The organism is uncultured Polaribacter sp. (genome assembly GCF_947503855.1).
GTDB lineage: Bacteria > Bacteroidota > Bacteroidia > Flavobacteriales > Flavobacteriaceae > Polaribacter.
In genome coordinates, this window is record NZ_CANNFF010000007.1 from 94,080 (window position 1) to 119,183 (window position 25,104).

Sequence of the window (25,104 nt, forward strand, 5' to 3'; positions counted from 1 at the left end):
CCTAAACCATTGAAAAAGGTATTTTAAAAAACATCATAAAAGGTATAATAATTGTCAGAATTACTAATTTTACTAGGTATTTGTGTAGAATGCTAAAAATATACCTATAAATTTTCTGAATATTAGAAAAGCTATTTTTTTAAGCTATCTAAAAAACCTGTTGGTGTTTTTCCGTAGAATTTCTTAAAAGAAGTACTAAAATATTTAGGATTAGAAAAACCAGAACTATAGGCAACTTCTTTAATACTCATTTGCCCTTTAATTAATAAGTTTTTTGCGTGCTTTAATTTTGTGTGAATTACAAAATCTTGGGGCGATAAATCTACCAAGTTTTTTAGTTTCATATATAAAGATGTTCTACTCATACCGAAGCTTTTAGATAAGTCGTGCACAGAAAAAGAGTTGTTCTCTATATTTTCTATAATTTTACTTTCTAAATCTTCTAAAAACTCTTTGTCTTTTTGGTTTCTATAAACGGTTGCATTTTCTGCATCACTATCGGTTACGTATTTTTCTCTAATTTTTCTTTGAAACTTAAGCGTGTTTACAATTTTTGCCAATAACAGCTTTGTATCTACAGGTTTTTCTATATATTCAGCAACTCCAGCTTCTATACTTTCTAATTTTTGTGTAGAGTTTTGCAATACAGTAAGCATAAAAACAGGTATGTGGTTTAGGTTGATGTTTTGCTTTAAGTTTTTAGCCATTTCCATACCATCCATTTCAGGCATAATTAAGTCTGTTAATATAATGTCTGGAAAATTTTGCAAAGCCATTTCTATACCTTCTTTACCATTGCTTGCCTCTAAAATTAAAAAATGATTTCCTAAAGACTCAACCAATAAAGACCTTAACTCGTCATTATCTTCTACAATTAAAATTTTTGCATCAGAAAACATATCTAACTGTAATTGTTCTTCTACAGTTTGTTCATTTTTTAATTTTTCAGTTTCAACAACTTCTGTCTTTTTATATAAATCAACTAAGTTTTTTAGCATTATTGTAAAAGTTGTTCCTTTATTCTCTACACTATCAAACGTAATTGTTCCACCTGTTTTTTCTATTAATTTTTTGGTCATTATTAGTCCTAAACCAGTTCCTGGGCTTTGACTGTTAATGGCGTTTCTGGCTCTATAGTAGCGTTTTAAAATAAATTTTTGTTGATCTTTAGGAATTCCAAAACCTTCATCAGAAATTTGAAGTTTTAATTCACCATTAGCAATTTTTTGTAGTTTTACCTTAATAGTTCCACCCTCAAAAGAATATTTAATTGCATTAGAAAGTATATTTAGAAAAATCTTATCGAAAACATCTTTGTAGTAATAAAATATAGTTTCTGGCCAATTATTTTCTATTTTAATCTCTAGATTTCTTTCTTTGGTAAGAGGTTCAAAGTTTTTAATCCTAGCTTTTAAATAGTTTTCTACTTTTATTTTTGATACATTTTGATAAATGCTGTCCTGAGAGGTAACCTTATGAAAGTTTAGCATTTGTTCAAACAAAGAATTTAATCTTTTTACGGTAGATTTTATGTGTTTGTTAGATTCTTTAGAATCGTTAGTATTGGTAATATTTTCTAAAGAAGTCATTAAAATTGTAAGAGGTGTTTTTAATTCATGGGTAATGTTATTAAAGAACTCTATTTGATCATCTGCATTTTTTTTATTGATAAGAATAGTGGTAAAATGAATAAGTGCCCAAATAAATATTATTAATAATAAAAAATAGATAAAAAATGCGGTATTAGTTAACCACCAAGGAGATGCCACTATAATATCTATTTCTCTTATTTTACTTTCGTTATTGTATTTGTTTATAGCTTTTACTTTAAATTTATATTTACCACTAGGTAAATTGGTGTAAGTAGCAAAATTATTTGTATTTTCTTTAGACCATGCATCATTAAACCCTTCTAATTTCCAAACATATTTCATTTTAGAAGCAACACTGTGTTGTATACCTGCAAATTTTATTTCTATAGAGTTTTCGTTACTTTTTAAGTTGATTTTTTCTGTTTGATTGATGTGTTTTGATAATGGTTTTTCTGATGGAGAAACACTTTTATTAAATAATTTTAAGTCTTCGAAAACTAAATATGGCTTAAAGTTCTGATTTACAATTTCTTTAGGATTAAAAATAGTTACGCCATTTACTCCACCAAAAGCTAACAAACTATCATTTAGTTTTGTGTAACTACCATAATTATACTCTGTACTAGCTAAACCATCTTTTTTATCGTAAATATTTATAATGGTGTCTTTCTTATTAATCTTAACATGAACTAAACCTTTTGTTGTACTAGCCCAAATTGCATCTTCACTATCTAATAAAACACCTTGTACAATGTCTGATGGAAAACCAGAACTTAGATCTAATTTTTTTATTTTTTTTGTGTCTAAATTGTAAAAAAGTAAGCCAGCTCCATTTGTACCAACAATTAGTTGATTTTTTTTTGTTTGTTGTACTGCATGCACAGTAGAAAAGGCTAAAGTTCTTTTACTGGGTTCTAAATCTTCTAATATTTTAAAATTATTATTTTCAGGATTTATTTCATAGATACCATATCTACCAGATGCTAAAATTTTACCAGTAGTTGTTTCTATAATTGATTTTAAGTAGAGTATAGGATATTTAGTGATTTTGTTATCAGCAGTAATCATTAATAAATCTTTATCTAAACCACCTACCCAAATATTGTTATTTGTGTCTTTTTTAATAGCATAAATTTTAGTTATTAAATCTTTCTCTTTAGATACATCATTAAAACTTGTAATTTTAAAAAGATTTGATATCAATTTTAAAAAGACCATAGTTGTAAGTTCCTACCCACATATAATTATTATCAGCTTCTAAGGCTAAAACAATTACAGGGGTATTATTTTTTGTTTTAAAGTTTTCTAGATGTTTCCAAGAATTCTTTTTTCTGTTCCAAATACTTAAACCCTTTTTAGTACCAAACCATACATTGCCATTTTTATCATTGGCTATACTTCTAGTAAAATTGCTAGAAATACTATTTTTATTATTAAGTTTATGCTGTACTTTAAGAAAAGGAAGCCTATTTATATTGTAATAATTTATACCTCCACCATAGGTTGCTGCCCACAAAATACCTTCTTTACTTATTTCTAAATCATAAATACCATTACTAGAAATAGAGGTTGGGTTGTTAGAGTCTTCTTTAAAATGAGTTATAATTTCCAGTTTGTTATTTAACTGATAAATACCATTACCATCTGTAGCAATGTACAAGTTTTTTTTATCTTGTAAAATATCTCTAATAGTATGGTTAAAGTTTTTTAAAGTCCTTTTGTAATTAAAAGTGGTGGTATCAATCTCTAATAATTCGCCAGCTTGTGTACCTAAATAGATTGCATTAAAAGCAGTATTTATATAGTAAATTTTAGCTGTAGATGCTGGTAAATTTATTTTTGAAGTTTTTTTATTATCAATATTATAGATATAAAGACCTTTTTTAGTACCACACAATACATAATTTTTATATATAAAAATTACATCTATAGCATCATTAATGGTTGTTTTTTCTAAATTTTTATTAGTTGGGTTGTATTTCCAAAGACCATTAAAACCTCCAATCCATATATTGCTATTACTATCTTCGCTAATAGAATTTACTAGAGAAGGATTTATATTGTCTGCAGTTTGTATTAATTCAAACTTATCTAAATTTTTATTATACTTACAAACACCTTTTTCTAGACCAGCCCAAATATTATTATTACTGTCTATAAAGATTTCTGAAGCTCTATTGCTTAACGATTCAGGTAAACCATTGTAAGTATTATAAACCCTATAATATTTAGAGTTATGTTTTAAAATACCTTCTTCAGAGCCAATCCATAAATTACCTAAATTATCTTCTTTTATTGCATATGTAATACTTTGTGTAGACACATTTTCACCCTCAAGCTGTGAAAACTCAATAGGATTTTGCCCATAAGAATTAATGTTTAAAAAGTAAATAAAAAAAGAAAAAAAGTAAGTTTTTAAATTCAATCTGTATCTTTGTTACGGTTACGGTAAAAATAGTAAAAATTAAAAACTAATTTAAAATAGTAACACTTAATATTTAAAAACATGATTTTTCATAAAAATATTTACACTTTTTTTTTAATTTTAAGCATCTCTTTTTTTATTGCATGCAATACGCAAAAGAAAAAACAAACAATAAAAAGTAATAATACAACGAATGTTGAGGCAGATACAAAAGCACCAAAAGGGATGGTTTGGGTAAAAGCTAAATCATTTTTAATGGGTGCTAAAGAAGGTGATAAATACGCGATGATGCGCGAAAAACCAGCACATGAAGTATATGTAGATGGTTTTTATATTGATAAACATGAGGTTAGCAACAAGCAATTTGCAGCGTTTGTAAAAGCAACAAATTATATTACTGTAGCAGAAAAGCCAATAAATTGGGATGAAATTAAAAAAGATTTACCAGCAGGAACTCCAAAACCAGCAGACTCTATTTTACAACCAGGAAGTTTAATTTTTAATAAAAATGCGGGTAAGATAGTTTCAATGAATAACTATCAACAATGGTGGACATGGAAAATTGGTGCTAATTGGAAACAGCCAGAAGGTCCAGGAAGTTCTATTGATGGTAAAGATAATTACCCAGTTGTGCATGTAGCTTATAAGGATGCTTTGGCATATTGTAAATGGGCGAATAGAAGATTACCAACTGAAGCAGAGTGGGAATCTGCAGCACAGGGCAATCGTAGAAATTTAACTTTTGTATGGGGTAATAATCCAGCAGATTTAAATGCCAATGCCAATACTTGGCAAGGGCAATTTCCAACAAAAAATATTTCTGAAGATGGTTTTGAATATATTTCTCCCATCAAATCTTATCCGGCAAATACTATTGGTATTTATGATATGGCAGGTAACGTTTGGGAAATAACATCAGATTTGTTTAATGTAAATTATTACAAAAGTTTAAATCCTAATAAAGTTTTAAATAACCCAACTGGTGCAGAAACATCGTATTCTCCATCAAATCCATATCAATTAGAGCATGTTATGAAAGGTGGTTCTTTTTTGTGCCACGAATCTTATTGTGCAAGTTTTAGAATTTCTGCAAGAATGGGTATGGAACCAAGTTCTAGTTCAGATCATATTGGTTTTAGAACTGTTGCAACCAAAGAGATGTTATCTGATTAGTATTGTTAAACTTTAAAGAAAATAAAAAATTCTTAATATTAAAATGATAAGGCTTTTTAGTCGGGTTGCAGGATGATAACTAGACCGCCAGTATGCAGTAAAATCAATACTTTAGGAAAAGTTCTAAAACAGTGTCAACCGAATTGTGGACCTAATGTTTAAATTGAAATAGTATGTTTTGTTTGAAGGTCTAAAACAAATTTACTATTTTAACTTCATTAAAAACAGATAAATAGCGTCAAATATTATGATTAATCTATTAAGTATTTGTTAATAGTTTCTTCCTCAATACCGCTGTAACTAGCAAAATCTTTTACTATTATAAATTGAGTTTTTTTTATGCAAAGCCTTGGTCCACCAAAGGTAAACTTCTAACGCGTTTTCCAGTTGCGTTAAAAATGGCATTGCAAATGGCTGGTGCAATTACAGGTACACCAGGTTCACCAACTCCAGTGGGTGGTTCTTCCATTTTATCCATAATATGTATTTCTATGTTTGGGGCATCTTTTATGCGTGTCATTTGATAATCGAAAAAGTTGTGTTGCTCCACAGCACCATTTTCTGTAGAAATTTTTCCATACATCGCAAGCGACATTCCAAATAGGGTAGCACCTTCTAATTGGTTTTTGATATTGTCTTTATTCAATGCCAAACCACAATCTATGGTAGTCCAAACATTTTCTACTTTAACGTTCTTGTTTTTTACAGAAACTTCTACAATAGTAGCCACATAACTATAAAAACTGTAATGTATGGCAACACCTAAACCATGGTTTTGAGGCAGTTTTTTACCCCAATTAGCCATTTTTGCAGTTTGGTTTAAAACAGCTTTTAGTCGTTTTGAGTTGTAAGGATAATTCGATTTTCCTTTGATGATTCTGTCTTTGCCAATCAACTCTAAATGAAATTGAACAGCATCTTTTTTTGCAGCAAATGCTAATTCGTCTACAAAAGAATTAATACCAAAACCACTATGAATATGCACCACAGAACGCAACCAGCCAATCCTTAAATTTGCTTCTGCTTTTACATTTTCTAATCTAAAATTTTGTAATTCATACGGATTTTTGGTAAAACCTTGCCCAAGTTCAAAGCCAGAAGCATAATCTGACAAAGGTTTAAAAGAGGAAACAATGGAAGGAAAACCCACTCTTTGCAACCAACCAGTTACTTTACTATTTTTATCTAAACCACCTTTTAAATATTGTGTACTTGTGGCGTGATAAAAACTATGTTGTATGTCATCTTCACGTGTCCAAACTACTTGTACAGGCGCTTTTATTTCTTTCGATATTGCTACAGCTTCTACCACAAAATCCGATTTAGATTTTCTACCAAAGCCACCACCTAAAAAAGTAACATTTACGGTAATATTTTCAACTGGAATTTGAAAAAAATGAGCCAATTCGCTTCTTGCAGTTTGTGGATCTTGCACAGGCGCCCAAACTTCAATTTTATCTTTTTGATACCAAGCAGTTGCATTGGGTACTTCCATTGGTGCATGTGCTAAAAAAGGAACATGATAAGTAGCTTCTATAGTTTGTTGAGCTTTTTTAAAAGCCGAATTTACATTTCCATGACTTCCAGGTACCAATTTACCTACTTGATGAACACGATCTGTGAGTGTTTTTTTAAACTCTTCTGAATTAAAAGTTTCATTTTCACCTTTATTCCATTTTATATCTAAAGCCAATTTACCTTGAAAAGCAGCCCAAGTATTATTTGCAATTACAGCAACACCACCCAACATACCAAAGAATTTTCCAGTAGGCGGTTTTAATCGATCTATTTGAATAATATTTTCTACACCCGCCACTTTTTCAGCATTATTTTTTTGGAAGCTTTTTACAGTTCCAAAAGTAACCGGGCATCTAGCCACAGCAGCAAATTTCATATTCGGAATACGAACATCAATTCCGTAAGTTGCTGTACCATGTGTAAAGTCTTTTAAATCGACACTTTTCAAGGTTTTACCAATATATTTAAAATCGCCTACTTTTTTAAGTTGAACGGTTTTCTCATCAGGAATTTCTAATTGAGAGGCATTTTCTACCAAATCTCCATAGAAAATTTTTTCATTGGTTTGGGTATTAATAATATGATGATTTTCTGCTTTACAAACACTTTCTGCAACATTCCATTTTTGAGCAGCAGCTGTAATGAGCATCAATTTTGCAGTAGCACCCATTTTACGCATGGGTTCTAATTTGGTACGCACACTTCTAGAGCCATCTGTATTTTGATTGCCATATTTTTCGTGTCCAATAGCTTGTTTTACAGAAATATAATCCCAATCTGCTTCTAGTTCATCTGCAATAGCAGAGGCTAAAGAAGTTCTGATGCCTTGGCCCATTTCTGAGCGTGAAGCAATTAAAGTTATATTGCCGTTTTTTTCTATTTGAATAAATAAATTCGGTTCAAAATAATCTTTGCTGATGGTGGGTTTAAACTTTTTTTCTACAGTAGTTGTGTTGCAGCCTAAAATAATTCCGCCAGAAGCCAAACCAAATAATTTTACAAAATCGCGTCTGTTTATTTGCTGAATTTTACTCATAAGGTTTTATTTTTAAGTGCCACAGCTTTATGAATTGCTTTTCTAATTCTAGAGTAAGTGCCACATCTACAGATATTAGCACTCATTACTGCATCAATATCCTCGTCAGTTGGTTTTTCTATCTTATCTAATAAAGAGGTAGCTGCAATTAACTGACCAGATTGACAATAACCACATTGTGGTACATTTCCAGCATTCCATGCTTGTCTTAAAAATTCTAAATTTTCAGAAGTCCCTTCAATGGTAAATATTTGTTTTCCAGCAACTTCTGATACTAAAGTGCTACAAGATTTAACAAGTTTGCCATTTAATAATATAGAACAAGCACCACATTGTGAAACACCACAACCAAATTTGGTGCCAGTTAAGCCTACAATATCTCTAATTACCCAAAGTAAAGGGGTGTCTTTTTGTACTTCTACAGTGTACGTTTTTTTGTTGATAATTAAGTCTGTTTTCACCTTTAGAATTTTAAAACCACAAGTTACAAATAAAATAATTTTGATGAAGTGTTTTTACTTTTTTTAAAGCTTGAACAGAAATTACCAGGTTGAGCGCAATCGAAATCTATTGAAAGTTTTGTAATCTAGCCTTCTAATTAGGTCTAATGTTTTTAAAGAGTAAATTAAAACTTAGGCTTTCAAGTCGATAAAGGTTTAATTTTTTAAAACAAAATACAAACAGGAGTCGGTGCAGTAATTTCATCAACGAAGGTTAATTTGCCCGTTTTTACATTTCTTTTAAAAGACACAATATTGTCTGTGTCTTGGTTGGCAACCAGTAAAAATTGATTGTCTGGAGTAAGTGCAAAATTACGAGGATGTTTTCCGAAAACAGAATGATGTCCTACTGTTTTTAATCTTCCGTCTTCTGGATTTACTTCATAAATAACAATAGATTCATGCCCCCGATTGGAAGCATATAAAAATTTACCATCGTTAGAAATATGAATATCTGCAGCTTTGCTAAATGCTATAAAATCTACTGGTAACATAGTAATGGAAAAGTCTACATAATAATGATTGTTTTTTTCTTTAACCAAAGAAATCGTGTTGTTTAACTCGTTTAAAACATAGATCCATTGATTGTTAGGGTGAAATGTTAAATGTCTTGGGCCAGCACCCTCTGCCATTTTTAGTTTTTGTTGCTTTGTTAATACGAGCTCATTTTTATCTGAATCAATTTTAGAAAACCAAAGTTCGTTGCTTCCTAAATCAACAGAAATTACTTCATTTTTTGTGGGATGAAACCAAGCAGAATGTGCATGTGGTTTTTCTTGTCTGCTTGTTGTACCTTTTCCAGTATGTTGTTGTACATATAATAAAGGAGAAAGTTTTCCTGATTTTTCTGCTTTTAAAAGTCCTACATTTCCACCAGTATAATTGGCAGTTACAATATAATTATCATTGTTAATAGCTACAAAACATGGGCCAGCACCACCTGTTTCTGCTTTGTTTATTAGTTGTAAGCTATCTTTTTCTATTTTGTAAGCTCTTATAATACCTTTACCTTTATCATCTGTTTCTCCAACAGTAAACAATGTTTTTTTGTCTTTAGATTTTGTTAAAAAAGTAGGGTTGGTAACTTGAGCTATCAAGCCAATTTTAGATAACTTTCCATCATTAGAAATTTGATATTTGTAAATACCTTTGCTATCTTTTTTTGTATAAGTACCTACATAGAAAGTCATAAAATTATTAGTTTGTGTATTTTTTTTGGGTGATGACTTTGTTTTACATCCAACAAAAATAATCGCTAAAAAAAGAATAGAAAATTTGTACATTTTAGTAAATTTTAAAAACGGGTAGCATTAAGTGGGCAGTTTCATAATGTGGTGAATTTTTGTACACAAAATCTAACTGCATTCTTGGGTTGTTGGCAAAAACTTTGTCTTTTATTAGTTTTTCTTCAAAAGCAGCTTTAATTTTTGGGTTTTTAGCTAAAATATTTTCTGCAATATCTTCAAAAACATAGGCAGAATAGCCTTCTTTTTTTTGTAAAACTGTATCGAAAAAATTCCAGTTGAAAAAAGAATCAGTTGCTTCTGCTTCTAAAGTTTCTAGCAAGTAGCGCACACCATTTTGATTGGTTGGTATATAAACATCGCCCTTTCTAAACTGAATTGTTTTTGTAGATTTTTTTGTAGTTGTATTGTAGTGCAAATAATGCCCTTCATAAGCTACATTTCTTGTTTTGTAATCATTAATATGGCTAACTTCTACAGTAATAATGGTGTCTTTTTTTAAATGTGTAAATTCTATTTTATTAGCTTCTAATCGATCGATAACTTTGTGCCAACCTTGAGGTAAAATATATGCTTTTGGAATGGTTACTTCTTGATCAACTAAAAAATTATTGTAGTATTTAGTTTCCTTTTCAAAAGGTTGATTTACATCGTAAAATAAACGTTTTCCAGAAGTTACTTTGCTATCAATATAAGATGCTTCATACCCTTTAAAATTTAAAGTTGTTGGGTTTATGCTATCAATTTTGTAAGTAATAGGATAGGTTTTTTTACTTAAAATTTCACCTAAAGCCTTAGAGCGTAGTTCTTTAATTTTGTTAGAGTTTTTTTCTGTAACATCAAAAGCAGAAAACATGAATTCATAGGTTTGTTTAACACGAGTTTTGTAAGGTTTTAGCATGTGTGTTTCTATCATTAAACCCAGTGTATGAAACAGAGTTGTATAACCTGTAGAGTATCTTGGAGAATCGAAAAATTGAGAAAAACCAGTTTCTGGTGTATTGCCCCAAACATTTACATAAGGTGTAATAATAATATTCTTTTTTTGTAGAGAATTTTCTAATTGTGGCTTCATTTCGTTTTCTAAAAATGAACCTAAATTACCACCTAATTTGTTGTGTTGGGTAAATAAATGGGTAATTGCATATTGGTAATCTGCACCATTACTTACATGATTGTCTATAAAAACATCTGGATTTACAGTATGAAAAATTTCAGCAAAAGTAGTTGCGTTTTTTGTGTCTTGTTTTATAAAATCTCTATTTAAATCAAAATTTCTAGCATTGCCTCTAAAGCCATATTCTTTTGGGCCATTTTGGTTAGCTCTTGTGTGCGAATTTCGGTTTAAAGAGCCCCCAACATTGTACACAGGAATTACAGCAATTAAACAATTTTTGTATTTCTTTTTCAAAGAATCATTCTGTACAATATCTCTTAAAAGCATCATAGATGCATCTATACCATCTGATTCTCCTGGGTGAATTCCGTTATTAATTAGAATTTTATTTTTTTTAGAATTTGTAATCTCTTCAACATTGTAAATACCTTCTTTGTTGTAAACTACCAAATGCAAAGGTTTACCTGCATCTGTTTGCCCGAAAGAAAATAAAGAAATCTGAGAATATGCTTCTGCCAATTGTTCGTAATAAGAAATTACATCTTTGTATTCTGGTGTTTTTGTACCAGCAGATTTTTCAAAAGTGGTAGTAAAATCTACTTTATTGTTTGTGGAATCATTACAGGAAATGATAAAAGCTAAAAAAACAATAAGAACAATATTTTTCATGATTTTTTTATTTTATACGAACGGTTTTTGGTACTAATTTGGTATAATCTCCATGATTTCTAATGACATCTCTAACAATAGATGAAGAAATATAAGATGTTTTTGCAGCCGTTAATAAAAATACAGTTTCTATAGATGATAAATCTCGGTTGGTATGTGCTATGGCTTTTTCAAATTCAAAATCAGCAGGATTTCTTAAACCTCTTAAAATAAAATCAACATCATTTTTCTGACAAAAATCTACGGTTAAACCTTTGTAAGTAACTACTTTAATTTTAGGATTATTTTCAAAAGAAGCTTCAATAAATCGTTTGCGCTCCTCTAAAGAAAACATGTATTTTTTATCTGCATTTATACCAATAGCAATAATTAATTCGTCAAAAAGCGTAACACCTCTTTCTATAATATCAAAATGGCCTAAAGTGATGGGGTCAAAAGATCCTGGAAAAATTGCTCTTTTCATTGTTTTTATATTTTGATGTTTTTGTGTTTTGATGTTTTTTAGAATCACGAAACATGATAAGTTTAGATATCTAATTTATCTGTAAAATTAGATGTTTTTTGTTGCAATTTTTGAATTCTCTTTTCAAAAACTGTTTTATTCATTAATTGATATTAATTTTTCTGTCTCTTTTATCATGACTCAAAATATTTTGTTTCATTTCCATCAAGGATATCTCCTGTTTCTTATTTCAAAAAAGATCCTGTTTCTAATTTTTTAAAGCTTCTTCAATCGAATTTTCAAATAATTCTGATAAAGAAATACCTGCAACTTTTGCTTGTTGTGGTAAAATACTTTCTTCTGTTAAACCTGGTACAGTATTCATTTCTATAAAGTAAGGTTCATCATTTACAAAAATATATTCCGATCTAGAAAAACCAGTCATATTTAAAACTTTATACACTTTTTTGGCTATTTTTTCTACCTTTTTTTGTTGTGTTTTGGTAATTCTAGCTGGTGTAATTTCTTTTGATTTTCCTTCGTATTTAGCCTCGTAATCAAAGAAATCATTTTCTGAAACAATTTCTGTAATAGGCAATACTTTGGTTTCTCCTTTATATTGTATCACTCCCACAGAAACTTCTGTACCGTTTAAAAAAGATTCAATTAAAATCTCATTATCTTCTTTGTAAGCAACTTCTATTGCAGGTACAATGTCCTCTTTTTTGTGTGCTTTCGAGATTCCGTAACTAGAGCCGGCATTATTTGGTTTTATAAAACAAGGTAAGCCAACTTTGTTAATAATTTTATCAAGTTGAATTTCATCTCCCTTATTTAAATAAATAGACATTGCTGTTTTTATACCATATGCTTTTACTGCACTTAACGTATCTCTTTTATTAAAAGTTAGTGCCATTTGATAAAATGGGGCAGAAGTATGTTTTAAATTGATGAGCTTAAAATACGCTAATAATAGCCCATTTTCTCCAGGTGCACCATGAATTGCATTAAAAACACAATTAAAAATTATTTTTTTCTGGTTAATGATAAAAGAAAAATCGTTTTTATCGATAGGGTATTCATTTTCAGAATCGTCTAAAGCAACCCATTTTTCTTGTAAAATTAAAACACGAAAAATATTGTATTTCAACTTATTTAGATGGTTGTAAACCACATTTCCACTTTTTAGAGAAATCTGTTTTTCGGATGAATAACCACCCATTACAATGGCAATGTTTTGTTTCATTTATATAAAAATAATAAAACAAATTTATCAAAATATAAATAGAAACAGCAACGTTTAGTTTTTATATATTTGTGTGATAAAAAAAATGATTATGAGTTTGGTTCAATTTTTAAAAAGTAAAACTTTTTTTGTTCAAATAGCAATAGCTATTATTGTTTTATTATTGTTTGTTTTTGGCCTAAAATTTTGGTTGGGAGTTACTACAAATCACGATCAAAAAATACAGGTTCCAGACTTACAAAAACTTTCTTTAGAAGAAGTAAATAGAAAGTTAAAAGAATTAAATTTAGATAGTAGAGTGATTGATAGCGCAAGTTATAACCCAGATTACCCAAAAAAAACTGTGATAGAGCAAACCCCAGAAGCGGGAGATTTTGTAAAAGAAAAGCGTAAAATTTATTTGACTTTAAATCCGTCTAAATATAAAGATATTACCATACCAGATTTAAATGGTCGTACAAAAAGACAGGCTAGTTCTCAGCTAAGGGCAATGGGTTTAAAAGTAGATACAAACTATACCTATGTAAATGATATTGGTAAAGATGTAGTTCGTGGTTTAAGATACAATGATAAAATTTTACATGAAGGCGACAAATTACCTCTAAACTCTGTGGTAGATTTGGTTTTAGGTGATGGAAAAGGGAATTAGTTGAGAGTGAGAAGTTGAAAGGAGTATTAATTTTTTAAGAAAGATAGCATTTTGCAGGAAGAAAAAAATCAAGATTTAGAAAACGACGATTTATATGAGCATTACAAATTTGTTGCAGGTGAAGGACAAGAGCCTTTACGTGTAGATAAATTTTTAATGAACTTTGTAGAAAATGCAACCAGAAATAAAGTGCAACAAGCTGCAAAAGCGGGTAATGTTTTAGTTAATGATGTTGCTGTAAAATCCAATTATAAAGTAAAACCTAAAGATATAGTTAGAGTTGTTTTGGCCTATCCACCAGCAGAAAATTTATTGGTTGCAGAAAATATTCATTTAGACATTTTTTACGAAGATGATGCAGTAATAGTAGTAAACAAACCAGCAGGAATGGTAGTGCATCCAGGACACGGAAATTATTCAGGAACTTTGGTAAATGGCTTAATTTATCACATAGAGAACTTACCAACAAACTCTAATGAACGTCCAGGTTTGGTGCATAGAATAGACAAAGATACAAGTGGTTTATTAGTAGTAGCCAAAACCGAATTTGCTATGGCACATTTATCAAAACAATTTTTTGATAGAACTACAGAGCGTTTGTATTACGCTTTGGTTTGGGGTAATATAGAAGAAGATGAAGGAACTATTGAAGGCAATATTGGTAGAAGCTTAAAAAATAGGTTACAAATGGCAGTTTTTCCTGATGGTGATTTTGGGAAACACGCAGTTACACATTTTAAGGTTTTAGAACGCTTAACCTATGTAACTTTAGTACAATGTAAATTAGAAACTGGTAGAACACATCAAATAAGAGCCCATTTTAAACATATTGGTCATACACTTTTTAATGATGAACGTTATGGAGGAAATGATATTTTAAAAGGAACCACATTTACCAAATACAAACAGTTTGTTCAAAATTGCTTTAAAGTATTGCCAAGACAAGCTTTACACGCAAAAACATTAGGATTTACGCATCCAACAACAGGAGAGTTTTTACAATTCAACTCAGAAGTGCCAGAAGACATCCAAAACTGTCTAGAAAAATGGCGAACGTACTCAGAGCATTCTAAAGAAGAAATAGAATAAAGGAATCTAAAGTGCAACTAGAAAAAGAATTAAACATAAATAATTATCAAATTAAAAAAACCTGTTTTAGTAGGTTTCACAATAATATATGAATTTAAAACTAGAAAAACCTATTGTATTTTTCGATTTAGAAACAACAGGTGTTAACATAGCAACAGACAGAATTGTAGAAATTGCAATTCTAAAAGTTTTTCCAAACGGAAATAAAGAAAGTAAAACGTGGTTGGTAAATCCAGAAATTGAAATACCACAAGGCGCCACAGATGTTCATGGTATTACAAACGAAAAAGTAGTTACAGAACCTACATTTAAAGAATTGGCCCCAGCGATTAATAAAATGATTGAAGGTTGCGATTTAGCCGGTTTTAATTCAAACAGATTTGATATTCCTTTGTTGGCGGAAGAATTAATGCGTTCAGGTATAGATTTTGACATGAAAAACAGAAAAGCCATAGATGTGCAGGTTATTTTTCATAAAAAAGAACAAAGAACTTTAAGTGCTGGTTATCAATTTTATTGTGGTAAAGAATTAGAAGGAGCGCATGGTGCAGAAGCAGATACCAATGCTACATACGAGATTTTGTTAGCCCAATTAGATAAGTACGATGATATAGAGAATTCAGTGGACGCCTTAAGTGAATACTCTACCCATGGAGAAAGAGCAGATTTTGCAGGTTTTATTTTGATGAATGAAGACAAACAAGAAATTTTTTCTTTTGGAAAATACAAAGGCAGAACCGTAGAAGAGGTTTTAAAAGAAAATCCTGGTTATAATAATTGGATTCAGAATGCAGATTTTCCTTTATATACTAAAAAGGTTTTAAGAGAAATCAAAGAACGTATGTCTGCTCCAAAAAATACAATGACAGACGAAGAAAAATTACAAGCATTGCAACAAAAATTTAATTTAAAATAATGCAATTGTTATTCTTACTTAGTTAGGCATCTATAATTAAAAAACATGTTTACAGATTATAAAAATTTACCAAATAACTCTAGAGTTTGGATTTACCAAGCAGACAGAGAATTTACAGTGAAAGAAATAGCAATAATTTCTGAGCAAGCAGAGGCGTTTATAAATAGTTGGACACGTCATGGAGATGACTTAAAAGGCTCTTTTACTATTAAATACAATCAATTTTTAATATTGGCTGTAGATGAGAGTTTTAACAATGTTTCTGGCTGTTCTATAGATAGTTCTGTTCGTTTTGTGCAACAATTAGAAAATGAGCTAAATATAGATTTAATGGATAAAATGAATGTTACTTTTAAAGATAATAATCATATTAACTTGGTAAAATTAGCAGACTTTCAAAAATATGCTAAAGATGAAAAGGTAACTGCAGAAACCATTGTTTTTAATAATATGGTAAATACCAAAGAAGACTTAGAAAACAATTGGGAAATACCCGCAAAAAATAGTTGGCACAAGCGTTTTTTGGTATAACAATTGATTTAAAAAAAACATACACTGCCAAACAAGTTGCGTTAAGGATTGAAATGGCATCCTTTTTTTTAATTGTTAAATAAGCGTTGTTACGAATGAGGAACGAATGAAGTAATTTCTTTCTCTAAAATGAGATTGCTTTGTAAACTAGCAATGACGTTTTGGGAATCAAAAAAAAAAGATATAATGGAAAGCCTGTTAAAACGCCCAATAAAACATTTGTAAAAATTAAAATGAAAAAAAATATACTTCTTTTTATACTTATTGTATTTGCTTACAACTTAAACGCACAAAGATTAGATCCTTTAAGAACTAAAGATTTTGATGCGCAAAATGTTTGGGTAGATAGTATTATGAGTACGATGTCTATTGATGAAAAAATTGGCCAACTTTTTATGGTGCAAGCTTATTCTAATTTAGATAAAAAGCACGAAGAGTTTATTACAGAAATGATTGCAAAATATCATGTGGGTAGTTTGATTTTTATGCAAGGAACACCACAAAAACAAGCCCAATTAAATAATAAATATCAAGATACAGCAAAAGTACCTTTGCTAATTGGTTTTGATGGTGAGTGGGGTTTAGATATGCGTTTAGATAGCACATATCGTTTTCCTTGGAACATGACTTTAGGTGCTATTAAAAATGATGCTTTAATTGAACAATTTGGAAAGCATTTAGGGCAACATGCAAAAAGATTAGGCATTCACGTAAATTTTGCGCCTGTTATAGATATTAATGTAAATCCAGAAAACCCAATAATTGGTAACAGATCTTTTGGAGAAAGCAAAAAAAACGTCACTCAAAAAGCTATTGCTTTTATAAAAGGTATGCAAAGTGAAGGTGTTTTAGCAAACGGAAAACATTTTCCTGGACATGGAGATACTGCTGCAGATTCGCATCACACATTACCAGTTTTAAATTTTGATTTGGCGCGTTTAGATTCCATAGAATTATACCCTTACAAAAAAACGTTTGATGTTGGTTTGGCAAGTGTAATGACAGCCCATTTAAACATACCTAGTTTAGAAAGCGATGCTAATTTACCCACCTCTTTATCTAAAAGTGTTGTAACAAATTTATTGCAACAGCAACTTGGTTTTCAAGGTCTAATTATTACAGATGGTTTAAATATGAAAGGCGCTACCAACTATGCAACTTCTGCAGAAATAGATTTGGCAGCCATACAAGCAGGTAACGACTTATTGTTAATTCCGCAAGATGTACCAGCATCTGTTTCTTTAATTAAAACAGCTTTAAAAATGCATACGTTAACAGAAGAACATTTAGATTTTTCTGTAAGAAAAATTTTAAAAGCAAAATATTGGGCAGGTTTACACAATTACAAGCCCATTGTGTTAGATCATTTACAAGAAGATTTAAATAGGGTAGAAGATGAGTTGTTGCATAGAGAATTGGTGAAAAACTCATTAACCGTTGTAAAAAATAACGACTTAAGCCTTCCTGTAAGAACCTTAGAAAATAAGAAAATTGCTTATGTAAAATTGGGTGATGCAGAAAACAATGCTTTTGTAAACATGCTTAAAAATTACACAAAAGTAGAGGTTGTTTCTGATAAAAATTTAAACGGAATTATAAAGAAGCTAAAACCTTATAATTACGTAATTATTGGTTTTCATAAATCTAATTTACATCCTTGGAAAAGTTATAAGTTTTCTAATAAAGATCTGGTTTGGTTGCAAGAAATTGCAAGAAAAAAAAAGGTGGTTTTAGATGTTTTTACAAGCCCATATAGTTTGTTGCAAATAAAAAGTTTTAAGAATATAGAGGGGGTTGTTGTATCTTACCAAAATAGTAAATTGGCACAAGAGCTTTCTGCTCAAATGTTATTTGGTGCTTTTGAAGCAAATGGAAAATTACCAGTTTCTATTGGAGATAATTTTAAAGAAGGTTTTGGAATTACAACATCTAATTTAAGTAGGTTTGAATATACAATACCAGAAGCAGTAGGTATGTCATCTAAAAAATTAGTACTCATAGACAAAATTGCTGATACCATTATGGATGAAAAAATGGCACCAGGTTTTCAGGTTTTTGTAGCAAGAAATGGAAAAGTTGTGTTAGAAAAAAGCTATGGCTATCATACACATGATAAAAAAATAAAAGTAAAAAATACAGATGTTTATGACTTGGCTTCACTAACAAAAATTTTAGCTTCTTTGCCCTTAATAATGAAAGCAGAAGAAGAAAAAAAAATATCATTATCTGCAAGTTTAAGAGATATTTTACCAAGTTTTTCTAACTCAAATAAAGACACAGTTACTGTAAAAGAAATTCTATCGCACTTTGGGCGTTTAAAAGCCTGGATTCCTTTTTATTTGGAGACACAAGACAGTATTTCTCATAAAAATTTATCTGTATTTTATAGAAAAAAGAAATCGAATATCTATAATATAAAAGTTGCAGAAAATCTGTTTTTAAACAAACACTACAAAGACAGCATTTATAAACACATAAAAAAGGTAGATCAAAGAGATAGCGAAGGCTATAAATATAGTGATTTAGGTTACTACTTATTTAAAGAAGCCTTAGAAGCAAAATACCAAAAACCGTTAGATAAGTTAGTAGATGACGAGTTTTACAAATCTTTAGGAGCAGATAGAACCACCTATTTACCACTTAAAAAATTTACTAAAAACCAAATTGTACCTACAGAGATAGATACCTATTTCAGAAAACAACTTTTACAAGGTTATGTACATGATATGGGAGCAGCTATGTTAGGTGGTGTAGGCGGTCATGCGGGTTTATTTGCCAATGCAAACGATGTTGGTAAAATTATGCAAATGTATTTGCAAAAAGGTTTTTATGGAGGCAAACGCTATTTAAAATCAGAAACTATAGATAAATTTAACCGTAGATATTATTCTGATAAAAAAGTTAGAAGAGGTTTAGGTTTTGATAAACCGCAGCTAAATCCAGATGTAAAAGCTACTTGTGGTTGTGTTTCCGAAGAAAGTTTTGGTCATTCTGGATTTACAGGAACTTACACTTGGGCAGACCCCAAAAGTGGTTTGGTATATGTGTTTTTATCTAACAGAGTATATCCAAATATGGAAAATATAGGTTTGCTTAAAAGCAACATGCGCACAAAGATTCAAGAAGTTATTCAAGATGCCATTGTTGACTAGTCTTCCTTTTTTACAGTCATTTTTTTGTTGAATTTAATTTAGCATAAAAAAGAGCTCCAATAAAGAGTTTGTATTGATCTTGATGAAAACGTTCATTCTGGATTAACAGGTTTGCTAATTAACTAATTTTAAGAATTACTTTTTGTATTTGTAGGCACTAGTTTAGTATATGCTAAAATAATTGATAAAGAAAGAATTGTATAACAAAAAGCAATTTTTGCACCATAAAAATAAGAAATCAAACCAGTTTGTAAACCTAAAAAAATAGGAACACAAACTGCACTTACAGCAAAACGAAAAGTATCTATAAATTCAACTTCATCTATTTTTTTAGAAACTTGTTTCCAAATTAAAAAAGGAATCAAATTATTTAATATTAAAATAAAATATAAAAGTTGAAACTTATTTTTGTTAACTTCTTTTGCTGTTGGGAGTTCTTTGTTTTCTAATAGTTTGTTAATCTTATCAACCTCTGTAAAATCTACTTGCCCCTTGTTTAGTAGTTCTAATTTATATGCATAATCTTCATCATTAGCAATATGTACAGTCAATTTTTTTAGTTGTGCACTTACTGAATTTTTAATTTTTATAATAGCAGTTGTTAATTCGTCTTTTTCTAAAAATGAATTTGCAAGTATGGGTTCGCCATAATTTATAGCTACTTTACTTGGGTAATTTGTTGTATTTTGGTAAGTAATCCCTACAGGAATTATGGTAATTTTTAAATCAGGGTATTTTTCTAAAGCACCAAAAACAATTCTGGTAAAACCTTTGCTTAATGGTCTAATTGTTCTTCTACTATTATGGCTGCCTTCTGGAAAAATTAAAAGGGTTTCTTCTCGTTTAAAAATCTCGAAACAATCGTTAAAAATAGCTTTATTTTTTTCTAATTCTTTTATACCATCTCTAATTCTGTATATTGGCATTAGATTTAAAGTACTTAAAAACTTTTTAATCAATGGTTTTTTAAAGACGGCAGCTCTAACTAAGAAGTGATTGGTTCTAGGGTTGTTTGTAGTTATAAATAAAGGGTCTATCAAACCATTTGGGTGGTTTGCCATAAACAATATAGCTCCTTTTGTAGGGATATTTTTTAGACCATTTACCTTTATTTTTTTGGAGTAAAAAAATAAATTTGTTTTTAAAAAACATTTCCATAAGAAATACCAAATAGCTTTCACAATGTATTTTTAATTTTATGTAATTTTGTCTTTTACTATGGTGTTTTTCTCTTTTTTTCTTCCCCAAAAAGTAGCCAATGCCATTCCAGAAAACACATCCCAAATTCCCCAAAAAGCAGCTAATAAAGCCATGCCACCTAAACCATCAAAAAAGCCAAATATTAAAAGTAAACCCAAACCACCATTTTGTATGCCAGTTTCCATAGCTATAGTTTTGGTATCTTTTTTATTTAAGCCAAAGCTTTTTGCAGTATAAAAACCTAAAATAAAAGCAAAAATATTGTGAAGTACCACTAAGTAAACTACATGATGTATATGATTAACAAATACATCTAAATTTTGAGAAAATGCAATAAAAATTAATGCAATAAAAACTAACATAGAAAGTGGTTTAAGCACTTTTTCTATTTTGTTTGCCATTATACTGTGGTAATGATTAATCAGCATTCCAAAAAATAAGGGAATCCCTAAAATTAAAGAAACCAGTTTTAATAGATCTACCCAATTTAATTCTACAGTCTGCAAAATAGCATTTGTAGGCTCGTACAAACTGCCCCAAAATTGTAAATTAAAAGGAGTCATAAAAATGCAAATTAAGGTTGCAAAAGCTGTTAAGCTTACAGATAAAGCAGCATTACCACCAGACATTTTGCTGAAAAAATTAGACACATTTCCTCCAGGGCAAGCAGCAATCATCATCATGCCCAAAGCAAAACTTGGATGAGGTTTTATAATTAAAATTGCTATAAAAGTAAATGCAGGTAATAAAACAAATTGCGATAAAACCCCAACAAAAAGAATTTTAGGGTTTTTAAAAAGACGTTTAAAATCATCAATAGAAATACCCAGAGCTACCCCAAACATAATAATAGCAATAGCAATATTTAATACCCATAAACCACTGGTATCAAAATTTATTTTTATGGAATCTATATCTATTGGGTTTTGCATATTTTTAGTTTCAAAGTTTCAAAGTTTCAAAGTTTCAAAGTTGTTGATTTTTGTGAGTTTTAATTAAATTGCTCTAATTTTTTATTGTTACCAAAATCCACCAGACAAAACCTAATTCTTAAAAGCAAACTCTATAATATTTGCACCCATTTTTAAAGCTTTTTCTCTTACATTTTTAGGATTGTTGTGTATAATTTTATCTTCCCAACCATCACTTAAATCGGTTTCATAATCGTAAAAAACAACCAATCTACCTTCGTGAAAAATACCAAAACCTTGTGCAGGTTTTTTATCGTGTTCGTGTATTTTTGGGATACCATTTGGGAATTTAAATGTTTGATTGTATATAGAATGATTGCTTGGTATTTCTTTAAATACTAGTTTTGGAAATACTTTTTTCATTTCGTTTCTAATAAATTTATCCAAACCATAATTGTCTGAAATGTGTAAAAATCCACCAGAAATTAAATAATTTCTTAGGTTTTCTGCTTCATTATCTGTAAAAAATACATTTCCATGACCTGTCATAAAAAGCATAGGGAAATTAAAAATATCTTCACTACCAACAGCTACGGTTTGTGGGTTTTTAGAAATACTGGTTTTAATATTTGTATTGGCAAATTGCACTAAATTAGGTATAGCAGTTGGGTTGCTGTACCAATCTCCACCACCATTGTATTTTAAAATGGCAACATCTTGTGCGTTAGATTGTAGCAATAGCATACAAAGAAAAAATGTAAAAATATATTTCATATAATAAAGAGTTCTCGATAAAATTTCTATGAAAACGAAATTACTTGAACTAACATTTTGTTAAAAGATAAGCAAGATAGTGATTCTAATTCTGAGAATAAAAAAACGCCATTAAAATCTTTAATGACACTTTTTCTGGAAGACAATTTTCCTTTTTCAAATATTATTATGTGTTTAAAATAATTTTCCGATTATAATACCAGCTCTTGGGTAAAGTAGATTTACTTTATCAGAATTTACTAATGTTCTACTTACACCAAAAGAAAATTCACCAATCCAACCATTTTTTGTTCTGTATTTTTTACCCACATTAAAACCTATGCCAAAACCAGTACCACCTTTTTTTTCTGAACTAAATATATCGCCCGCAGTTTTTTTCTGAGAATAAATTGTTAGATTAGCTTCAACAAAAAATCCTGCCTTTGGTTTTTCTCCAAAATAAACTCTATAATAGGGTATTAAACTAAAGTTATAAGCATTGTTTTCTTCTTCATTAGATTTATTATCTATAGCAAAACTTAATGATATCCCTAAAGAAGTTTCTGACGTTAATACTCGTTCAAAAAGTATTTCTGGATAACCAGCAATTAAATAAGCTACATTTAATTTTAGCTCATTTTTACTTGTAAAATTTGTATAAGATTTTTGTTCTTGGGAGTAAGAATTTATACCTAAAATAAAAGCAAATAATAAAATAAAATGTTTCATAACAAATGTTTTAAAGTTGTTTCCAAAATTATAGTTTGTTAAAAAACAAGAGTCCAGAATTTCTTAGTTTTAGAAAATTCTGGACTCATTTGTAAAATATCGGACTCATTTTAAATTTTAAAATGCCAATATGAAGTTGCTTTTATTTTTTAAAAGATTTTTGATATGCTGCAGGTGTAAAACCTGTATGTTTTTTAAACGTGGCATAAAAGGTAGATTTAGAATTGAAACCAGACTCTAAACCAATAGATGTAATGGTGTAGTTTTTATATTCTTCGTGTATTAGTAGTTCTTTTGCCAAATCAATTCTGAGCTCATTTAAATAATCGTTTAGGTTTTTACCAGAAAATAATTTAATGGTGTTCGATAATTTATAAGCACTTACATCTACTTCTTTTGCTAAAAACTCTACGTTTAATTTTGGCTCTATAAATAGTTTTTTTTTCTTGAATCAAAGCTTCAATTTTATCGAACAATATTTTTTTATCTCCGTCTTTTTCTTCTCCACTGTTTAAAGGTTCTTCAGCAACAGGAGCAAAATTTAATTTTTTACGCAAGTGTTTACGTTCTTTTAAAAGCCTTAGCTGTATGATGGCTTGGTAACCAATCCAATAAATTAAAACAGTTGTTAAAACTCGCAAGGGATAATATGAATAAATAAATTCTTTAAAATCTAAAGCTACAGTAATTGCCAAAGCAATAATCCAAAAAATATAAGTTAATAAGCCTAATTTAAAGAATGTGTATATCCATTTTAAATTATCAAAAGACAGTATTTTGGTAAATAATTGCTCTTTTTTAGATAAAATCTGAAAAGAATATGCAAAAATAATTAACGAAACAATTAATGAGAAAATTTCTTCTATAGACGTATATTTTTCAAATAAATAAGCTATATCTGCTGTGTTTTTATCACTAAAAAAAGATACAAAACCAATTCTAATACATATGATGATTACAAAAATAGGAAGTATAATTTTTAATAAGTTTTTACTCCGTTTTTCTATTTCTAAATAGTGTATTAAAAACATGTAAAAAAATGGTGCAATTAAAAAATGCCAAGGAATATGTACATAATCTAAAAAGAAATATTCGATGAAAAAGTTTTTGGCAAGAATCCAAGATTGTATGTTGTTTAAAGAAATGATTAGCACTAATAAATTGATAAACAACATGCTTTTTTCTTTCCTATTTTTAGAAAATAAGATGATTGTACAAAATAAAAAACCGTGTAAGGCACTTACTAATAAAAAGAGGTTGAAAATTTCTTTAACAGACATTGATTTTTTGAAGTAAGATAGTAAATGAAATTGAAAGAGGTGAAAAAATTTTATTCTAAGTAGTTTCTTATAATTATTACTATCAATTATTCATTCATAAAAGAAACCAAATTAACAGCTACCAAAGCAGCAGTTTCTGTGCGTAATCTACTTTCGCCCAAAGAAATTGGAATGCATTTTTTTTCTAACGCTTTTTTTATTTCACTTGTTGAGAAATCGCCTTCTGGTCCAATTAAAATAGTTGTTTTTTCAGATGGGGTGATGACGTTTTTTAAGTGGTTTTTATCATTTTGATCTTCACAATGTGCAATACAAATTTTTCCGTCAAAACCTTGATTGATAAACTCATTGAATTTTACAGGAGCATTTATTTTTGGCAAGGTGAATTTTAAAGACTGTTTCATGGCAGACTGAATGATTTTTTCAAAACGTTCTGTTTTTACAATGCGTCTTTCTGAGTTGCTGCAAATAATGGGGGTAATTTCATCAATACCAATTTCTGTGGCTTTTTCTAAAAACCACTCTGTTCTATCATTATTTTTTGTAGGTGCAATAGCTATGTGTAAGAAATAATTCCAAGGCTTTGGTTTTACTTCGCTTTTTATAATCGTGGCAGCACATCTTTTATCGTTTGCAAAACTAATTTCGGCATCAAACAAAAAACCTTTTCCATTGGTTATTTTTAAAACATCGCCTTCTTTTTTTCGTAACACACGAACAATGTGTTTGCTTTCAATTTTATCAAACGTAATTTGTTGTGTTTCTGTAGAAATGTCTGAATTATAGAATAGTTGCACTAGTGGTTCTAAATTTAAAGTTGAATAATCAAAGTTAGGTATTTAAAATGATTTTGATGTTTTAGTTTCAAAGTTGTTCTCGATACAATTTCGATAAAAAATCGAAATCACTCGATCTAAAGCATTTAAATAAAA

Annotated in this window: 21 protein-coding genes; 6 read left to right on the forward strand and 15 right to left on the reverse strand. The window is 29.5% G+C overall.

What is annotated here, in order from left to right; all coding sequences use genetic code 11:
• Positions 1 to 131: 131 nt before the first annotated feature.
• The gene (locus Q0662_RS07555) at positions 132 to 2,795 is read right to left on the reverse strand and encodes an ATP-binding protein (protein WP_298948371.1); all 2,664 of its coding nucleotides are present in this window, start codon (positions 2,793 to 2,795) and stop codon (positions 132 to 134) included.
• Positions 2,776 to 3,915, reverse strand: a complete 1,140-nt coding sequence (locus Q0662_RS07560; RefSeq protein WP_298948372.1) for a two-component regulator propeller domain-containing protein — start codon at positions 3,913 to 3,915, stop codon at positions 2,776 to 2,778. Before Q0662_RS07560 ends, Q0662_RS07555 begins: the two co-directional genes overlap by 20 nt.
• A 183-nt stretch (positions 3,916 to 4,098) precedes the next feature.
• Between Q0662_RS07560 and Q0662_RS07565 the strand changes: the two genes are divergently transcribed.
• On the forward strand, positions 4,099 to 5,190 hold the full coding sequence (locus Q0662_RS07565; protein WP_298948373.1) for a formylglycine-generating enzyme family protein: 1,092 nt from the start codon (positions 4,099 to 4,101) through the stop codon (positions 5,188 to 5,190).
• Positions 5,191 to 5,527: 337 nt separating this feature from the next.
• Here Q0662_RS07565 and Q0662_RS07570 read toward each other — a convergent pair whose 3' ends face one another.
• From Q0662_RS07570 to Q0662_RS07595, 6 genes are all read right to left on the reverse strand, one after another.
• The gene (locus Q0662_RS07570) at positions 5,528 to 7,744 is read right to left on the reverse strand and encodes a molybdopterin cofactor-binding domain-containing protein (protein WP_298948374.1); all 2,217 of its coding nucleotides are present in this window, start codon (positions 7,742 to 7,744) and stop codon (positions 5,528 to 5,530) included.
• On the reverse strand, positions 7,741 to 8,205 hold the full coding sequence (locus Q0662_RS07575; RefSeq protein WP_298948375.1) for a (2Fe-2S)-binding protein: 465 nt from the start codon (positions 8,203 to 8,205) through the stop codon (positions 7,741 to 7,743). Before Q0662_RS07575 ends, Q0662_RS07570 begins: the two co-directional genes overlap by 4 nt.
• Positions 8,206 to 8,408: 203 nt before the next feature.
• Positions 8,409 to 9,527 carry a lactonase family protein gene (locus tag Q0662_RS07580; RefSeq protein WP_298948376.1) on the reverse strand — a complete coding sequence of 373 codons (1,119 nt, stop codon included), beginning with the start codon at positions 9,525 to 9,527 and terminating at the stop codon, positions 8,409 to 8,411.
• A 1-nt stretch (position 9,528) separates the two neighbouring features.
• Complete coding sequence (locus Q0662_RS07585) at positions 9,529 to 11,274, reverse strand: M14 family metallopeptidase (protein WP_298948378.1); 1,746 nt, start codon at positions 11,272 to 11,274, stop codon at positions 9,529 to 9,531.
• A 7-nt stretch (positions 11,275 to 11,281) separates the two neighbouring features.
• Positions 11,282 to 11,737, reverse strand: a complete 456-nt coding sequence (gene coaD / locus Q0662_RS07590; RefSeq protein ID WP_298948379.1) for a pantetheine-phosphate adenylyltransferase — start codon at positions 11,735 to 11,737, stop codon at positions 11,282 to 11,284.
• 247 nt (positions 11,738 to 11,984) lie between these two features.
• Positions 11,985 to 12,962, reverse strand: coding sequence for a D-alanine--D-alanine ligase (locus tag Q0662_RS07595; protein ID WP_298948380.1), 978 nt, complete (start codon positions 12,960 to 12,962; stop codon positions 11,985 to 11,987).
• Positions 12,963 to 13,053: 91 nt separating this feature from the next.
• Here Q0662_RS07595 and Q0662_RS07600 point away from each other — a divergent pair, with 91 nt between their 5' ends.
• From Q0662_RS07600 to Q0662_RS07620, 5 genes are all read left to right on the forward strand, one after another.
• Entirely contained in the window at positions 13,054 to 13,611 is a 558-nt protein-coding gene (locus tag Q0662_RS07600; RefSeq protein ID WP_298948381.1) for a PASTA domain-containing protein, read from the forward strand.
• A 51-nt stretch (positions 13,612 to 13,662) separates the two neighbouring features.
• A complete protein-coding gene (locus tag Q0662_RS07605; protein ID WP_298948382.1) occupies positions 13,663 to 14,700 on the forward strand; it encodes an RluA family pseudouridine synthase in 1,038 nt (345 codons plus the stop codon).
• Positions 14,701 to 14,788: 88 nt separating this feature from the next.
• Positions 14,789 to 15,616, forward strand: a complete 828-nt coding sequence (locus Q0662_RS07610; RefSeq protein ID WP_298948383.1) for a 3'-5' exonuclease — start codon at positions 14,789 to 14,791, stop codon at positions 15,614 to 15,616.
• A 45-nt stretch (positions 15,617 to 15,661) separates the two neighbouring features.
• Positions 15,662 to 16,147, forward strand: coding sequence for an ABC transporter ATPase (locus Q0662_RS07615; protein ID WP_298948384.1), 486 nt, complete (start codon positions 15,662 to 15,664; stop codon positions 16,145 to 16,147).
• A 233-nt stretch (positions 16,148 to 16,380) separates the two neighbouring features.
• On the forward strand, positions 16,381 to 19,299 hold the full coding sequence (locus Q0662_RS07620) for a glycoside hydrolase family 3 N-terminal domain-containing protein (protein ID WP_298948385.1): 2,919 nt from the start codon (positions 16,381 to 16,383) through the stop codon (positions 19,297 to 19,299).
• Positions 19,300 to 19,427: 128 nt separating this feature from the next.
• Here the strand turns inward: Q0662_RS07620 and Q0662_RS07625 are convergent, their stop codons facing one another.
• The 7 genes from Q0662_RS07625 to Q0662_RS07655 form a co-directional block, all read right to left on the reverse strand.
• On the reverse strand, positions 19,428 to 20,480 hold the full coding sequence (locus Q0662_RS07625) for a lysophospholipid acyltransferase family protein (RefSeq protein ID WP_298948387.1): 1,053 nt from the start codon (positions 20,478 to 20,480) through the stop codon (positions 19,428 to 19,430).
• A 15-nt stretch (positions 20,481 to 20,495) separates the two neighbouring features.
• The gene (locus tag Q0662_RS07630) at positions 20,496 to 21,431 is read right to left on the reverse strand and encodes a bile acid:sodium symporter family protein (protein ID WP_298948388.1); all 936 of its coding nucleotides are present in this window, start codon (positions 21,429 to 21,431) and stop codon (positions 20,496 to 20,498) included.
• A gap of 111 nt (positions 21,432 to 21,542) precedes the next feature.
• Entirely contained in the window at positions 21,543 to 22,154 is a 612-nt protein-coding gene (locus Q0662_RS07635) for a DUF4159 domain-containing protein (RefSeq protein ID WP_298948389.1), read from the reverse strand.
• Between the two features lie 204 nt (positions 22,155 to 22,358).
• The gene (locus tag Q0662_RS07640) at positions 22,359 to 22,892 is read right to left on the reverse strand and encodes a DUF3575 domain-containing protein (protein WP_298948390.1); all 534 of its coding nucleotides are present in this window, start codon (positions 22,890 to 22,892) and stop codon (positions 22,359 to 22,361) included.
• Positions 22,893 to 23,034: 142 nt separating this feature from the next.
• Positions 23,035 to 23,322, reverse strand: coding sequence for a helix-turn-helix domain-containing protein (locus Q0662_RS07645; protein WP_347186971.1), 288 nt, complete (start codon positions 23,320 to 23,322; stop codon positions 23,035 to 23,037).
• Positions 23,264 to 24,172, reverse strand: a complete 909-nt coding sequence (locus tag Q0662_RS07650; protein WP_298948391.1) for a hypothetical protein — start codon at positions 24,170 to 24,172, stop codon at positions 23,264 to 23,266. Before Q0662_RS07650 ends, Q0662_RS07645 begins: the two co-directional genes overlap by 59 nt.
• Before the next feature lie 86 nt (positions 24,173 to 24,258).
• Positions 24,259 to 24,969, reverse strand: a complete 711-nt coding sequence (locus Q0662_RS07655) for a 16S rRNA (uracil(1498)-N(3))-methyltransferase (protein WP_298948392.1) — start codon at positions 24,967 to 24,969, stop codon at positions 24,259 to 24,261.
• Positions 24,970 to 25,104 lie beyond the last annotated feature (135 nt).